At 74.4% G+C, this 14,805-nt stretch carries 11 protein-coding genes and 1 pseudogene; 9 read left to right on the top strand and 3 right to left on the bottom strand.

Going from position 1 to position 14,805, the window contains the following annotated elements:
• Window positions 1–91: 91 nt before the first annotated feature.
• From ACZ45Z_RS22310 to ACZ45Z_RS22295, 4 genes and pseudogenes are all read left to right on the top strand, one after another.
• Window positions 92–883 carry an aminoacyl-tRNA hydrolase gene (locus ACZ45Z_RS22310; protein WP_468365048.1) on the top strand — a complete coding sequence of 264 codons (792 nt, stop codon included), beginning with the start codon at window positions 92–94 and terminating at the stop codon, window positions 881–883.
• A gap of 126 nt (window positions 884–1,009) precedes the next feature.
• Window positions 1,010–2,327: pseudogene (locus tag ACZ45Z_RS22305) on the top strand (MbnB/TglH/ChrH family RiPP precursor modification enzyme).
• 5 nt (window positions 2,328–2,332) lie between these two features.
• A complete protein-coding gene (locus ACZ45Z_RS22300) occupies window positions 2,333–3,346 on the top strand; it encodes a TIGR04222 domain-containing membrane protein (RefSeq protein ID WP_468365045.1) in 1,014 nt (337 codons plus the stop codon).
• 299 nt (window positions 3,347–3,645) lie between these two features.
• Window positions 3,646–5,343 (top strand): alpha/beta hydrolase, encoded by a 1,698-nt coding sequence (locus tag ACZ45Z_RS22295; RefSeq protein WP_468365042.1) that lies wholly within the window; start codon window positions 3,646–3,648, stop codon window positions 5,341–5,343.
• A gap of 69 nt (window positions 5,344–5,412) precedes the next feature.
• Here the strand turns inward: ACZ45Z_RS22295 and hemQ are convergent, their stop codons facing one another.
• Window positions 5,413–6,177, bottom strand: a complete 765-nt coding sequence (hemQ, locus tag ACZ45Z_RS22290) for a hydrogen peroxide-dependent heme synthase (RefSeq protein ID WP_468365040.1) — start codon at window positions 6,175–6,177, stop codon at window positions 5,413–5,415.
• 2 nt (window positions 6,178–6,179) lie between these two features.
• Window positions 6,180–7,622 carry a protoporphyrinogen oxidase gene (hemG, locus tag ACZ45Z_RS22285; RefSeq protein ID WP_468365038.1) on the bottom strand — a complete coding sequence of 481 codons (1,443 nt, stop codon included), beginning with the start codon at window positions 7,620–7,622 and terminating at the stop codon, window positions 6,180–6,182.
• Window positions 7,623–7,850: 228 nt separating this feature from the next.
• On the opposite strand from hemG, the gene ACZ45Z_RS22280 reads away from it, so the two are divergent.
• Window positions 7,851–9,047: a thiolase family protein gene (locus ACZ45Z_RS22280; RefSeq protein ID WP_468365035.1), complete on the top strand. Its 1,197-nt coding sequence runs from the start codon at window positions 7,851–7,853 to the stop codon at window positions 9,045–9,047.
• 40 nt (window positions 9,048–9,087) lie between these two features.
• Window positions 9,088–10,467, top strand: coding sequence for an FAD-dependent oxidoreductase (locus ACZ45Z_RS22275; protein WP_468365033.1), 1,380 nt, complete (start codon window positions 9,088–9,090; stop codon window positions 10,465–10,467).
• A gap of 59 nt (window positions 10,468–10,526) precedes the next feature.
• On the opposite strand, the gene hemE is transcribed toward ACZ45Z_RS22275, so the two are convergent.
• The gene (gene hemE, locus ACZ45Z_RS22270) at window positions 10,527–11,612 is read right to left on the bottom strand and encodes a uroporphyrinogen decarboxylase (protein ID WP_468365410.1); all 1,086 of its coding nucleotides are present in this window, start codon (window positions 11,610–11,612) and stop codon (window positions 10,527–10,529) included.
• Between the two features lie 116 nt (window positions 11,613–11,728).
• On the opposite strand from hemE, the gene ACZ45Z_RS22265 reads away from it, so the two are divergent.
• The 3 genes from ACZ45Z_RS22265 to ACZ45Z_RS22255 all read left to right on the top strand — a co-directional run bounded on the left by ACZ45Z_RS22265 (window position 11,729) and on the right by ACZ45Z_RS22255 (window position 14,688).
• Window positions 11,729–12,385 (top strand): DUF3000 domain-containing protein, encoded by a 657-nt coding sequence (locus tag ACZ45Z_RS22265; RefSeq protein ID WP_468365031.1) that lies wholly within the window; start codon window positions 11,729–11,731, stop codon window positions 12,383–12,385.
• 287 nt (window positions 12,386–12,672) lie between these two features.
• Window positions 12,673–13,335: a LuxR C-terminal-related transcriptional regulator gene (locus ACZ45Z_RS22260; protein WP_468365028.1), complete on the top strand. Its 663-nt coding sequence runs from the start codon at window positions 12,673–12,675 to the stop codon at window positions 13,333–13,335.
• Between the two features lie 78 nt (window positions 13,336–13,413).
• Window positions 13,414–14,688 (top strand): HRDC domain-containing protein, encoded by a 1,275-nt coding sequence (locus tag ACZ45Z_RS22255; RefSeq protein ID WP_468365026.1) that lies wholly within the window; start codon window positions 13,414–13,416, stop codon window positions 14,686–14,688.
• The last annotated feature ends 117 nt before the right edge of the window (window positions 14,689–14,805 follow it).

Raw genomic sequence — 14,805 nt, 5'->3', positions numbered from 1 at the left:
GGCGACCGGGCTCCGGGAACGTCGCACTCGGCAACGGCACCGCTGTCGGTGGCCGGTCCCGCTGTCGGTGGCGGCTGGCAAACTGGGCCGGGTGACCAGCACCGCAGCCGCCGGCCCCACCGGCCCCCAGACCGACACCGCCGCCGACACGGACACCGGCACGGACGCCGACCCCGCGGCCGACCCCGCCACCGGCACCGGCCCGGCCGCCACCGCGGTCGACGCGCCCCGGTACGTACTCCCTCTCGTGACGCGCATCGAGAAGGCCGCGCCCCCGGCGCGCACGGACGCGCTGGAGACGGCGGCGCGCGCGGTGCTCACGCTGTTGTCGGACGAGCGGGCGCACGGCGAGGGCGAATGGGCGGCGGCCGTCGACGCCTGGCAGGACACCCAGATCCGCAAGGTGGTCCGCCGCGCACGGGGCGCGGAGTGGCGGCGGGCCGAGACGCTGCCGGGCATCACCGTCCGCGGCGAGAGCGCCGAGGTACGGGTCTTCCCGCCCGTCCCCCTGGACGCCTGGCCCAAGGACCTCGCCCGGTTGCAGGTGTCGGGGACGGAGCTGGACGATCCGGTGGAGCCCGCCGCGCCCACCGCCGACGTACCGGTGCTGTGGTTCAACCCGCGCCTGAAGATGTCGGCCGGCAAGGAAATGGCGCAGGCCGGCCACGCCGCGCAACTCGCGTGGTGGGAGCTCACCGCCGACGAGCGCGCGACCTGGCACACGGCCGGCTTCCCCCTGGCCGTACGCTCCGCGGCCCCGTCCGCCTGGGAGGCACTGACCCGCAGCGGCCTCCCGGTCGTCCACGACGCCGGCTTCACGGAGATCGCCCCGGGTTCCCCCACAGTCGTCGCCGACCACCCCGCGCTGCGCCGGGGCCGGTGACGGCCGGCGCAGCGGTCCTGGCCGGGCGTTCCGATCCTCAAATGAAGCTCTGAACCTGGTGGCTGCGGGATTCGGCCTGCCTGTCCGGGGCCATGAGTCCGTCACGACCGAGCGAGAGGGGGAACCATGGAGCGCCTCGGTACGGGGATCGGTTGGCGTCCGGAGATAGCCGCGGAGATCGCGGGGCTGCCCGGCGTGGACTGGGTGGAGGTGGTGGCGGAGAACGTCTGTCCCGGTCATCTGCCGGACGCCTTGCGTGAGTTGCGGAGCCGCGGCACGACCGTCGTCCCGCACGGTGTCTCGTTGGGGCTCGGGGGTGCCGAGCGTCCCGATCCCGGGCGGCTGGCGGCTCTCGCCGCGTGCGCGGAGGCGCTGGACGCGCCGCTGGTCAGCGAGCACATCGCGTTCGTCCGCGCCGGCGGGCCGCTCACCGCGTCGCCGCGGATGGAGGCCGGGCACCTGCTGCCGGTGCCCCGTACCCGCGACGCGCTGGACGTGCTCTGCGCGAACGTCAGGATCGCGCAGGAGGCGCTGCCGGTGCCCCTGGCGCTGGAGAACATCGCCGCGTTGGTCAACTGGCCGGGCGAGGAGATGACGGAGGGCCGGTTCCTGGCGGAGCTGGTCGAGCGGACAGGGGTGCGGCTGCTCATCGATGTGGCCAACCTCCACACCAACCACGTCAATCGCGGCGAGGACCCGGCCGCCGCCCTCGACGAGCTGCCGCTGGAGGCCCTCGCCTACGTCCACGTGGCGGGCGGGGTGGAACGCGACGGGGTGTGGCACGACAGCCACGCCCACCCCGTTCCGCCGGCCGTGCTGGACGTCCTGGCCGAGCTGTGCGCCCGCACGACTCCGCCCGGCGTGCTGCTGGAACGCGATGAGAACTTCCCCGGCGGCGGAGAGCTGGCCGGCGAACTCGACGCGATCCGCGTCGTCCTGAAGGAGGCCCGCCATGTCCGGGCGGCTTGAGTCGGTGCCCGAGCGGACGCCGGGCGCCCCGTCCCCCGCCGCCGATCCCGCCGGCATCGAACCGGCGCGGCAGCGGCTGGCGCTCGCGCAGGCGGCGCTGCTGTCGGCGCTGGTCGCCGGCACCCCCGCGCCGGAGGGCTTCGACCGCGCGCGGCTGCGGGTGCAGAGCCAGGCGCTGACGGCCAAGCGGGCCGCGGTCGTCGCCAAGGTGGCGCCCGAACTGCCCGAGATCCTGGGCGAGGACTACCGGGCCGCCTTCCTCGGTTACGCCCGCCGTCGTCCCATGAGCGGCGGCTACCGCCAGGACGCCCTGGACTTCGCGGCGTACCTGCTGGCGCAGGGCCGGCCCGAGGAGCCGGCCGCCCGGCAGCGGCTCTCCCAGTGGTGGCGGGACCGGGCCGGTCCCAAGCCGCCGCCCGCGGGGCTCCTCGCGCGCGGGGTGCGGGCCGTGCGACGCGTCCTGGGACGGGGGTGAGTGCCGTGTCCTTCGCGCAGTGGGTGTATTTCGCGGTGTTCGCGTCGTCGCTGGTGCTCGTCCTCGGTACGGTCCGGGCCCGCCGCGCGCCGTCCGCCGCCCCGGTGGGCGCCCCTGCCCGCGAGGTGTGGGAGATCGCGTTCCTCGCCGGCGGCCCCGGCCGGGTGGCGGACGCCGCGATCGCCGCCCTGCACGAGGACGGCCGGCTGGCCGTGGGCGGCCCCGGCGTGGTGACCGTCCGTCAGGCCGTCGCGCGGCACGCGGTGGAGCAGGCGGTGCTGGACGCGCTCGCCCGGACGCCCGGCGGTTCCCTGGCCGCGGTGCGCGCCGCCACGATGCGCAGTCCGGCGGTCCAGGGGATCGGCGACCGGCTGGCGGCCCGCGGTCTGCTGCGTCCGCCGGGGCGCGGCCGGGTCTGGCGGCTGATGGCGGGTGCGCAGATCACGGCCTGTGTGGTGGTCCTCTTCATCGGCCTGGTGCTGACGCTTTCGGGGGCCGTCGGCGACGGTTTCGGCGAGGCGCCGCTGGTGGTCAGGATCGTGCCGGGCGTGGTCGCGGGCATCCTCGTGGGCGCCCTGTGCAAGCGGGCGGTCAGCAGCCGGATCACGAAGGCGGGGTCCTTCGTCCTGCACACCGCGCGGGTGACCCACGCTCCGGGCACCCTCGAAGCGGCTCTCCGGCCCGCCGGACTGGTGGTCGCCCTCGGCGGTACGGCGCTGCTCGCGGACGAGGCCCTGCGCGGGCAGCTCGCGGAGGCCCAGCGGGCCATGGCTACTGCCCCGGCCTCCTCCGGGTCGGCCGCCGGCTCCTCCGGCGACTCCGCCTGGGGCGCGCCGGGCGGCGGGTCGGACGCCTCGTGGTGCGGCTCCTCGGACGGCGGCTCGGGGTCGGGATGCGGCAGTACGTCCGGCGGCTCGTCGTGCGGCAGCGGCTCCGGCTGCGGGGGCGGGGGCGGGGGCGGGTCGTCCTGCGGCGGCGGCTCCAGTTGCGGCGGTGGCGGGGGCGGCTGCGGAAGCTGACGAGCGATCAGGCGAACGGCGGGGCGGCGGGCGGCGGGCAGCAGGAGCCACCGCCGCAGGACGACCCGTCCTCCTGTCGCCCGGACAACCCCGCACCCCGCGCCGCACTCCGCACCGCGCGCCGCACTCCGCTCCGCGCGCTCCACTCTTCCGGGGCATAGCCGCCGACACCCATCTCCGGTGCTTTACATCCGCAATCGACGCCTCAACTATCCCTTTTGTATGCACACCGTGCGGTCCAGTGCACCCGAGCCTCTCGCCGTGTGCCACGCACCACGCACCACACGAAGGGACGGCTCGTGAGAGCACTCGCGTTGTACGGCACCATCGGGTCGCTGGTCCTGTCCGCCCTCGCCATCGCACCGGCGGGCGGCACCACCAAGGCGACGACCGCGCCCCCCGCCCCCGTCGCCCACCCCCTCACCTTCGGCCGGTGCGCGGCCGTGGAGCATCTGCCCGCCTCCGTCCAGTGCGCCCGCCTCACCGTCCCGCTCGACTACACCCGCCCCAACGGCAAGAAGATCAGCCTCACGGTCAGCCGGATCAGGGCCACCGCGCCCAAGGAACGGCAGGGCGCCCTGGTCTTCAACCCCGGCGGCCCCGGCGCGAGCAGCATGGAGTTCCCGCTCTACGGCGCGCTGTCCAAGTGGCGTCGCACGGCCCGCGCCTACGACTTCGTCGGCTACGCGCCGCGCGGCGTCGGACGCTCGGCGCCGCTGTCCTGCCAGAACCCCAAGGTATTCGCCAAGGCCCCCACCGACGCCCAGATGCATCCCACCGAGGCGTTCAAGCGGGCGAAGGTGGCGCAGGCGAAGGCGTACGCGCGCGGCTGCGCCCGCAACGCCGGCGCGGACCTGCCCTTCTACAACTCCGTCAACAACGCCCGCGACCTGGACATGCTGCGGGCCGCGCTCGGCGAGAAGAAGCTGACGTTCATGGGCGCCTCCTACGGCACGTACTTCGGTGCCGTGTACGCGACGCTCTTCCCCGGCCACGTCCGGCGGATGGTCTTCGACAGCGTCGTCAACCCCGACCCCCGGCAGATCTGGTACCGCAACAACCTCGACCAGAACATCGCCTTCGAGCACCGCTGGGGCGACTGGCTGCGCTGGGTCGCCAAGCACCACGCCCGCTACCGCCTGGGCAAGACCCCCAAGGAGGTGCAGTACGCCTACGACACGGTCATCGAGCGGGTCCGCCGCAAGCCGGTCAACGGCAAGATCGGGCCCGCCCAGTTGCAGGGGGCGTTCCTGAAGACCGGCTACAACGACGCCTACTGGCCGATCCGCGCCGAGGCCCTCTCCGCCTTCGTGCACGGCGACGACAAGCTGCTGGTCGCGCAGGCCCTGCCCAAGCCGGGCGGCGAGGCGGAGGAGGAGAACTCCAACGCCGTCTACAACGCCGTGGAGTGCAACGACGCGTCCTGGCCGCACGACTGGGCCACCTGGGACCGCGACAACACCGAGGTGGCGCGGATCGCCCCGTTCGAGACGTGGGACAACGCCTGGATGAACCTGCCGTGCGCCTTCTGGCCGGACCGGTCGCAGTCGGCGCAGGCCGGCCTGGACGACGCGGTGAACAAGATGACCGAGCGGGCCGGCGGGCACGGCGGCGACCCGGGCCCGGCGGGGAAGGCGCTGGCGGACGCCGCCGGGCACGCGGCGGCGACCGGCGTCGACGAGGCGCTGCACGGCGGGCGCGGCCCCGTCGACGTCCGTACGGAACCGGGCGCGCTGCCGCCCGTGCTGCTGCTGGCCGCCGAGCGGGACGCGGCGACGCCGTACCCGGGCGCGCTGGAGCTTCAGCGGCGGCTGGCCGGCTCCTCGCTGGTGACCGAGAAGGGCGCGGGCACGCACGGCATCGCGCTCAGCGACAACGCCTGCGTGAACAAGTACACCGAGGCGTACCTGCTGCACGGGAAGGTTCCCGGGCACCGGGTGTACTGCGCGCCGCGCGCGGAGCCGGTGCCGGGCCAGTCCCCGCAGCGCAAGAAGTAAACGGCAGGACCGGCAAGACCAAGGCGGGCCGTCCCTAAGGGGGCGGCCCGCCCTGCTGCCCGGGGCCGGTCAGGCCAGGCCGGCGACCAGCTCGGCGACGGGCTTGCGGCGACCGGTGTAGAAGGGGACCTCCTCGCGGACGTGCATCCGCGCCTCCGAGCCGCGCAGATGACGCATCAGGTCGACGATGCGGTACAGCTCGTCCGCCTCGAACGCCAGGACCCACTCGTAGTCGCCGAGGGAGAACGACGGCACGGTGTTGGCGCGGACGTCGGGGAAGCCGCGGGCCATCTTGCCGTGGTCGGCGAGCATCCGGCGCCGGTCCTCGTCGGGCAGGAGGTACCACTCGTAGGAGCGCACGAAGGGGTAGACGCTGACGTAGTCGCGGGCGACCTCGTCGGCCAGGAACGCCGGGATGTGCGACTTGTTGAACTCCGCGGGGCGGTGCAGCGCCATGTTCGACCAGACCGGCTCCAGCGCGCGGCCCAGGCGGGTGCGGCGGAAGAGGTTGTACGCCTCCTGGAGGGCGTCCGAGCTCTCCGAGTGCCACCAGATCATCAGGTCGGCGTCGGCGCGCAGGCCGGAGACGTCGTACGTGCCGCGCACCACGACGTCCTTGGCGGCGAGCTGCGCGAACAGCTCCTCGACCTCGTCGGCGTAGCCGGTGCGGTCCTCGGGGAGGACGTCGCGCAGCTTGAACACCGACCACAGGGTGTAGCGGATGATCTCGTTGAGGTCCTTGGCCTTCTTGCCGGCGTTCGGGGCCTTTTCCGGGGCGGCCGCGGCGGCCTGCGGCGTGGAAGCGGTGGTGGAAGCGTCTGTCATGTCGTCCATTCTCACTCGCCCGCCGCGGTGGCCCCCGGCAGGGTGGCGAGGACGTCGTCCGCGGCGCGGCGCGCGGAGGCGACGCACGCCGGAATGCCGACGCCGTCGTAGAGCGCGCCGCACACCCGCAGGACGCCCGGCATCCCGGCGAGGGCCCGGCGGATGCGGTCCACGCGTTCCACATGGCCGACGGTGTACTGCGGCAGGCCGCCGTCCCAACGGGTGACGGTGGTCGCGACGGGCCGGGCGGTCAGGCCGACGGCGGCGGCGAGGTCGGCGAGCGAGAGGTCGACCAGGTCGGCGTCGTCGCGCGCCAGGTCGGCGTCGTCGCCGTAGCGGCCGACGGAGGTGCGCAGCACGAACAGGTCCGGGTCGGCGTCGTGGATCCAGCCCCACTTGTGGCTGGCGAACGTCGACGCCTTGATCCGGTGTCCGTCGACGGGCGGCACGAGGAAGCCGCTGCCGCCGGGCACGCGCGCCAGGTCCGAGCGGCGGAAGGCCATGGTGACCAGCGCCATCGAGGCGTAGTCGACGGTGGCCAGTTCGGCGGCGGCGGACGGGCTCTCCCGGCGCAGGAGGCGCGCCGCCTCGGCCGCCGGCGCGGCCAGGACGACGGCGTCCGCCGTCATCGCCCGCTCACCGGCGCGCACCTGCCAGCTCCCGGACCGCCACTTCACCTCCCGCACGGCGGTGTGGAGGTGGATCTCGCCGCCGGCGGCCCGCACGGCGTCCGCGACGGCGCCGGGCAGCGTCCCGATCCCCCCGTCGATGCCGGTGAACACGGGCCCGTCGGTGGGCGTGGTGGCGGCGGCGCGGGCCTGGATGTCCCGTACGCCCTCGATCAGCGAGCGCCGGGAGCGGGCGGCGTCGAAGAGCTGCGGGACGGCGGCGCGCATCGAGATGCGGTAGGCGTCGCCCGCGTAGACGCCGCCGAGCAGCGGTTCGACGAGCCGGTCGACGACCTCGCGGCCGAGCCGGGCCGCGACGTACGCGCCGACCGCGACGTCCTCGCCGGCCTCGGTGCGCGCCAGCGTCTCGTCCTCGGCGATCCGCGCCATGCCGGCCGGGGAGATCACGCCGGAGGCGGCGAGCAGGGCGAGGTCGCCGGGGACGCCCATGACGTGGCCCTTGGGCATCGGGCGCAGCGCGCCGCGGGTCCACAGGGCCGCGGTGGCGGTGGCGGGCGGCTGCAGGCGGTCGGCGAGGCCCACCTCGCGCGCGAGGTCCACCGCTTCGGGCCGTCTGGCCAGCATCGATTCGGCGCCGAGGTCGACGGGGACGCCCGCGATCTCGCCGGCCAGCAGCTTGCCGCCGAGCCGTCCCGACGCCTCCACAACGGTGACGCGGGCGCCGCCTCGCAGCAGGCGGTGCGCGGCGGCCAGCCCGGAGATGCCCCCACCGATGACGACGACGTGACCGGACCCGGGGCCCGCGGGGGTGTGCGCTGCGCTCATGCCCCAACTGTCTCAGAGCCGCGTCACTGTCTCAGAGCCGCCTCGGTGGCTTCCGGGCGGAGCCCCGGCGTGCGGCGTCGGAGTCCGCCCGCGGACCTCGAAGGTGGCCGGCTCCCCCGTTGACAGGGCGGGGCGGCGGGCAAAGACTCGGGGCGGGCGGTGGCGATCTTCGTTCGTCGTCCGCCGACCGCAGAGCCGGGACAGCGAGCACCTTAAGGACGCCGCCTGATGACCGATCCACGCGTACGGGATGTCTACCTCGTCGATGCCGTACGGACCCCCGTCGGCAAATACGGCGGCGCCCTGGCCGGCGTCCGGCCCGACGACCTGGCCGCCCATGTGCTCAGAGCGCTGGTCGACCGCACGCCGGAACTGGACCCGGCCCGCATCGACGACGTCTGCTTCGGCGACGCGAACGGCGCCGGCGAGGACAACCGGAACGTCGCCAGGATGGCCGTCCTGCTCGCCGGGCTGCCGCCGACCGTCCCCGGTGTGACCGTCAACCGCCTGTGCGGTTCCGGTCTGGAGGCCGTCATCCAGGCCGCCCGCGCCATCGCGCACGGCGACGCGCACATCGCGGTGGCGGGCGGTGTGGAGTCGATGAGCCGCGCGCCCTACGTCCTGCCCAAACCCGACCGGGCCTTCCCCGCCGCCCATCAGGAGATGTACTCCTCGACGCTGGGCTGGCGGATGGTCAATCCGCGGATGCGCCCCGAATGGACGGTCTCCCTCGGCGAAGGCGCCGAGCTGATCGCCGACCAGCACGGCATCACCCGCGAGCAGCAGGACGTGTTCGCGCTGGCCAGCCACCAAAAGGCGGTACGGGCCTGGCGGGAGGGCGGCTACGACGCGGAGGTCGTACCGGTGCCGGGGGTGGAGCTGACGCGGGACGAGTCGATCCGCGAGGCGTCGTCCCTGGAGTCGCTGTCCAAGCTCAAGCCGGTCTTCCGCGCGGCCGGCGGCACGGTCACCGCCGGCAACTCCTCGCCGCTGAGCGACGGCGCCGCGGCCCTCCTCCTCGTCGATGACGAGGGCCTGCGGGCGACCGGCCGCGAACCACTGGCGCGCATCCGCGCGAGCGCGGTGACCGGTGTCGAGCCGCAGATGTTCGGCCTGGGTCCGGTCGAGGCGGTACGCCGCGCGCTGGAGCGGTCCGGGCGGGGCTTCGGTGACGTGGCCGCCTTCGAACTCAACGAGGCGTTCGCCGCCCAGGCGCTGGGCTGCATCGGCCAGTGGCCCGAACTCGACCCCACGGTGGTCAATCCCCGGGGCGGCGCCCTCGCCCTCGGCCATCCCCTCGGTGCCTCCGGGGCCCGCCTGGCCGGCTCGGTCGCCCACCAGCTCGCCGCCCTGGGCTCCGGCACGGGCCTGGCCGCCCTGTGCATCGGGGTCGGGCAGGGTCTCGCGCTCGTCCTGGAACGCTAGCGGGAGACGGCGAGGACGACGAGAGGAAGGAGCGCGGGCGATGGCGGAGCGAGTGGTGGTCGTCGGTGGGGACGCGGCGGGGATGGCGGCCGCGTCGCAGGCGCGCCGGCTGAGGAAACCGGATGAGCTGGCGATCACCGCGTTCGAGCGGAGCCATTTCACGTCGTACTCCGCCTGCGGCATCCCGTACTGGATCGGCGGGGTGGTCGACGGGCCGGACGCCCTGATCGCCCGCAGCGCCGAGGAGCACCGGGCGCGCGCCATCGACCTGCGGATGCGCACCGAGGTCACCGAGCTGGATCTGGACCGGGGCCGGGTGCGGGCGCGGGCTCTTGACGACGGGGGCCGGGAGTCGTGGACCGGCTTCGACACGTTGGTGCTGGCCACCGGCGCCCGGCCGCTGCGCCCGGAACTGCCCGGCATCGACGCGCCGGGGGTGCACGGTGTGCAGACCCTCGACGACGGCCGGGCGCTGCTGGAGAGCCTCGATACGACCGGTGGCCGGCGGGCGGTGGTCGTCGGCGCGGGCTACATCGGCGTCGAGATGGCGGAGGCGCTGATCCGCCGCGGCTACGAGGTCACCGTCGTGGAGCGCGGCGAGCAGCCGATGTCCACGCTCGACCCGGACATGGGCGCGCTGGTGCACGCGGCGATGTGCCGGCTGGGCATCGAGACGGTGCGCGGCACGGCCGTCACGGCCGTACTGACCGACGCGGACGGGCGGGCGGCGGGCGTCGCCACGAAGGACGCCGAATATCCGGCGGACGTGGTGGTGTTGGGCCTGGGCGTGCGGCCCGAGACCACGCTCGCCGGGGCGGCGGGCCTGCCGCTGGGCGAGTCCGGCGGGCTGCTCACCGATCTCGCGATGCGGGTGCGCGGCCACGACAACGTCTGGGCCGGCGGCGACTGCGTGGAGGTACTGGACCTGGTGTCCGGCCGCCACCGCCATATCGCGCTGGGCACCCACGCCAACAAGCACGGGCAGGTCATCGGCACCAACGTCGGCGGCGGCTACGCGACGTTCCCCGGGGTCGTCGGCACCGCCGTCAGCAAGGTCTGCGATCTGGAGATCGCCCGCACCGGGCTGCTCGAAGACCAGGCGCGCGCCGCGGGCCTGCGCTACGTCACGGTGACCGTCGAGGCGTCCGCCCGCGCCGGCTACTTCCCCGGCGCCCAGCCGATGCACGTCAAGATGCTCGCCGAGCGCGGGACGGGACGGCTGCTCGGCGTGCAGATCGTCGGCCGGGAGGGCGCGGGCAAGCGGGTGGACGTCGCGGCGGTGGCGCTGACGGCCGGGATGACGGTGGAGCGGATGACCGCCCTCGACCTCGGCTACGCCCCGCCGTTCTCGCCGGTGTGGGATCCGGTCCTGGTCGCGGCCCGCAAGGCGACGGCGGCGGTACGGGCCGCCGGCGCCTGACCGGGCCCGGTCACGGCCCGACCGGGCGGGCTCCGGTCAGGCCGGCACACCGGTCGCGCTCAGCGCGCGGTTTCGGTGTGGACGTACTCCACGAGCCGGGTCAGCGCCTCGGGGTCGGTGTTCGGCAGGACGCCGTGGCCGAGGTTGAAGACGTGGCCCTCCAGGCCGGCGGCCGCGTCCAGGACCTCGCGGGCCTTGGCCTCGACCGCCTCACGGGGCGCGAAGAGGACCGCCGGGTCGATGTTGCCCTGGAGCGCCTTGCCGGGGCCGACCCGGCGCGCCGCCTCGTCCATCGGCACCCGCCAGTCGACGCCGACGACGTCCGCGCCGGCCTCGCCCATCAGGCCGAGGAGTTCGCCGGTGCCCACGCCGAAGTGGATGCGCGGCACGCCGTAGCCGGCGACCGCGTCGAAGACCTTGGTGGAGGCGGGCATGACGCTGCGGCGGTAGTCGGCGGGCGAGAGGGCGCCGACCCAGGAGTCGAAGAGCTGGACGGCGCTCGCCCCGGCCTCGATCTGCACCTTGAGGAAGGCCGCGGTGATCTCGGCGAGGCGGTCCAGGAGGTCGGCCCACAACTGCGGGTCGCCGTACATGAGCGCCTTGGTGCGCTCGTGGTTGCGGGACGGGCCGCCCTCGACCAGGTAGCTGGCGAGCGTGAAGGGCGCGCCGGCGAAGCCGATCAGCGGCGTGCCGCCCAGCTCGTCGACGAGCATGCCGATGGCCTCGGTGACGTAGGAGACGTCGCCGGGCTCCAGGTCGCGCAGCGCCGCGAGGTCGGCGCGGGTGCGGATCGGGTTCTCGACGACCGGGCCGATGCCGGGCTTGATGTCGAGGTCGATGCCGATGGCCTTCAGGGGCACGACGATGTCGCTGAAGTAGATCGCGGCGTCGACGCCGTGCCTGCGGACCGGCTGGAGCGTGATCTCGGTGACGAGGTCGGGCCGCATGCACGAGTCGAGCATCGCGATGCCCTCGCGGACCTTGCGGTACTCGGGCAGCGAGCGCCCGGCCTGGCGCATGAACCACACCGGCGTGTGCGGCACCGGCTCGCGCCGGCAGGCCCTGAGGAATGCCGAGTCGTACGTACCGGTCCGGCCCGGGACGGGGGTCTCCCCGGCGGGGGCGGACTGGGGAGTCTGGGGCAGGTCGTTGGCGCTCACGCCCCAAATCTTCGCATGCGGGCGCGACACGTCCGAATGGGCGACGCGCGCGCCGGGTGTCCTCCCCGGATGACGGCCTCCTTCCGCCTAATCTTCCGGGCATGGCTGCGGCTCAAGAACACCTCGCGGACAGCGCGGACGAGACCCCGATCCCCTTCCGTCAGGCGGTCGAGGCGCTCCGGTCGGCACGACTGCGGCCGGAGATCGAGATCGACCCGACGCCCGCGCCCAAACGGCTCGCCCCGTACGCGTACGCGCTGGAGGCGGCGGTCGTCGAGCGCGGCACCGGACCGGACGGGGAGGACCAGGATCTGGCGGACGGGCGGCTGGTGCTGCTCCACAACCCGGCGGGCGACGACGCCTGGCAGGGCACGTTCCGGGTGGTGACGCTGGCCCGCGCGGAGCTGGAGCCGGAGATGGGCTCTGATCCGCTGCTGCCCGACGTGTCGTGGTCGTGGCTGACGGGCGCGCTGGAGGCGCGCGGGGTGCGCTACGACGAGCCGAGCGGCACGGTGACGCGGGCCGGGTCGTACTACTTCGGCGGGCTGTCCGCGCGCCGCCCGGCGACGCAGATCGAGATCCGCGCGTCCTGGACGCCGGCCGAGGGTCCCGGCGGGGTGCCGGATCTGGCGGCGCATCTGGCGGCGTGGTGCGATCTGCTGTGCCAGGTCGCCGGCCTGCCGCCGGCCGCACCGGAGGCGTCACCGCGCGGCGGTGTCGTGCCGCTGCCGCAGCGGCGCGGGGCGCGGTCGCGCTGAGCCCGCCCGACCCGGTCGGCGGGGGCCCGTGAGCAGGTGCGGGCCGCCGGTCGGCGGGTGCCGCGGCGCTCCCGATCGCGTACGGCTCTGATCAACTCGGTGCTCACTCTGTGTTCACCTCTGATCGCTCACGCATCCGATTTGCCCGAATTGCCCCTAACTAATTCGTGATCAAACTCTAAAGTCCCGCCGGATTACTGCCGAAGAGGTCAGTGACCCTTCAAACACGGATCATCCCGGCGCTCCCCCGTCGGCTTCCGTTCCCGCCACTCCCCCCAGGAGGCCCGGTGTCTGTTCTCCTCGAGCAACCTTCGAGCCTGGTCGCCTACCGCCCGAACAAGCCGACGGCCATGGTCGTCGTGGCCGACCCTCGCGTCCGCTCCACCGTCACCCGCCACCTGTGGGCTCTCGGAGTGCGTGACGTGATCGAGGCGTCGTCCATCGCGGAGGCCCGTCCCCGCGTCGGCAACCCGCGCGATATCTGCGTGGCCGACGTCCACCTTCCAGACGGCTCCGGCCTCACTCTTCTGTCCGAGACCCGGGCCGCGGGCTGGCCCAACGGTCTCGCCCTCTCCGCGGCGGACGACATCGGAGCCGTACGCAACGCCCTCGCCGGCGGCGTCAAGGGCTACGTCGTCACCGGCACCCGCACCAACCTCGGCCTGCCCGGCCGGCCGGGCGCCGCGCCCGTCGGCGCGAACGCGGCCCGTATGCAGCGCCGGCCCCCCGGCGCCCCCGGGCACCCGGGCGGCTACCGCGAGCTGTCGGGCCGCGAGGTCGAGGTGCTGCGGCTGGTGGCGGAGGGCCAGTCCAACAAGGCCATCGGCGTCTCGATGGGCCTGTCGGCACTCACCGTCAAGAGCCATCTCGCCCGCATCGCGCGCAAGCTGGGAACCGGTGACCGGGCGGGAATGGTGGCGGTCGCCCTGCGCACCGGCATCATCCACTGACCCCTTCACCCCGCCGTCGCGCCCGTCGAGGGAAAGTTCCCTCGACGGGCGACGCGCATACACAGATACCCTTGACTGGTGACCGACGCCCAAAAGACCGCAGCAGACACGACACTGCGAGCCTCCGGAGACGCGCCTCCGGATCTCCCACCGGCGCCGGTACCGCTATTGGAACCCCGCGAAGGCATCCCCCTGGTGACCGCCACCGACGAGGCGCTCGCCCAGGTCGTGGCGGCTTTCGCGGCCGGTACCGGCCCGGTGGCCGTCGACGCCGAACGCGCCTCCGGCTACCGCTACGGCCAGCGCGCCTACCTCGTACAACTGCGCCGCGAAGGCGCGGGCAGCGTACTGATCGACCCGGTCGGCTGCCCCGACCTGTCGGCGCTGGGCGAGGCCATCGCGGACGCCGAGTGGGTGCTGCACGCCGCCACCCAGGACCTGCCCTGCCTGCGGGACATAGGAATGGTCCCCAGCCGGCTGTTCGACACGGAGCTGGCCGGACGACTGGCCGGCTTCGCCCGGGTCGGCCTGGGCGCCATGGTCGAGAACGTCCTGGGCTTCGCGCTGGAGAAGGGCCACTCCGCCGTCGACTGGTCCACCCGCCCGCTGCCCGACCCGTGGCTGCGCTACGCCGCGCTCGACGTCGAGCTGCTGGTGGATCTGCGCGACGCCCTGGAGGAGGAGCTGGACCAGCAGGGCAAGCTGGAGTGGGCCCGGCAGGAGTTCGCGGCCATCGCCGCCGCTCCCCCGCCGCCGCCCCGCAAGGACCCCTGGCGCCGCACGTCCGGCATGCACAAGGTCCGCAGGCGCCGTCAGATGGCGGTCGTCCGCGAGCTGTGGACGGCCCGGGACGAGGTCGCCCAGCGGCGCGACGTCTCGCCCGGCAAGGTGCTCGGGGACGGCGCGATCGTCGAGGCGGCGCTGAACCTGCCGGTGAACAGCCACGCGCTGGCCGCGCTGCCCGGGTTCGGCCACCGCATGGGCCGCCGTCAACTGGAGCAGTGGCAGGCCGCCGTCGACCGGGCGCGGGAGCTGCCCGACCACGAACTGCCGCAGCCCGGCCAGCCGCTCAACGGTCCCCCGCCGCCCCGCTCCTGGGCCGACAAGGACCCGGCCGCCGCGGCCCGGCTCGCCGCCGCCCGGGCGGCGGTGACCTCGCTCGCGGAGAGCCTGAACCTCCCACAGGAGAACCTGATCGCGCCGGACACCGTGCGCCGGCTGTGCTGGGAGCCGCCCGCCGAGCCGACCGTGCACACGGTCGCCGGCATCCTCGCGGGGCACGGCGCCCGGGCCTGGCAGGTCGAGCAGGTCGCGCCGGTCCTCGCGGCGGCCCTGCTGACGGACGGCGGCTGACACCACCGGCGCCCCCTTTTCCGCCCTCTGCGCGGCCCGGCCGAAAAAGGGGGGCAGGGTTTTTTTTTTTTCTCCGGTGGGCGTTTCGTCTTGGTTTCGGCTCGGAGAGGAGCGTTT

The sequence above is a fragment of the Streptomyces sp. NPDC031210 genome (genome assembly GCF_055570395.1).
This window is presented reverse-complemented; position numbering and strand designations above follow the sequence as displayed.

Coding starts and splice junctions, on each gene's coding strand:
- hemQ (WP_468365040.1), bottom strand. CDS start 6,177: ATGGACGACATGACAGACGCTTCCACCACCGCTTCCACGCCGCAGGCC.
- ACZ45Z_RS22265 (WP_468365031.1), top strand. CDS start 11,729: ATGGCTGCGGCTCAAGAACACCTCGCGGACAGCGCGGACGAGACCCCG.
- ACZ45Z_RS22280 (WP_468365035.1), top strand. CDS start 7,851: ATGACCGATCCACGCGTACGGGATGTCTACCTCGTCGATGCCGTACGG.
- ACZ45Z_RS22275 (WP_468365033.1), top strand. CDS start 9,088: ATGGCGGAGCGAGTGGTGGTCGTCGGTGGGGACGCGGCGGGGATGGCG.
- hemG (WP_468365038.1), bottom strand. CDS start 7,622: ATGAGCGCAGCGCACACCCCCGCGGGCCCCGGGTCCGGTCACGTCGTC.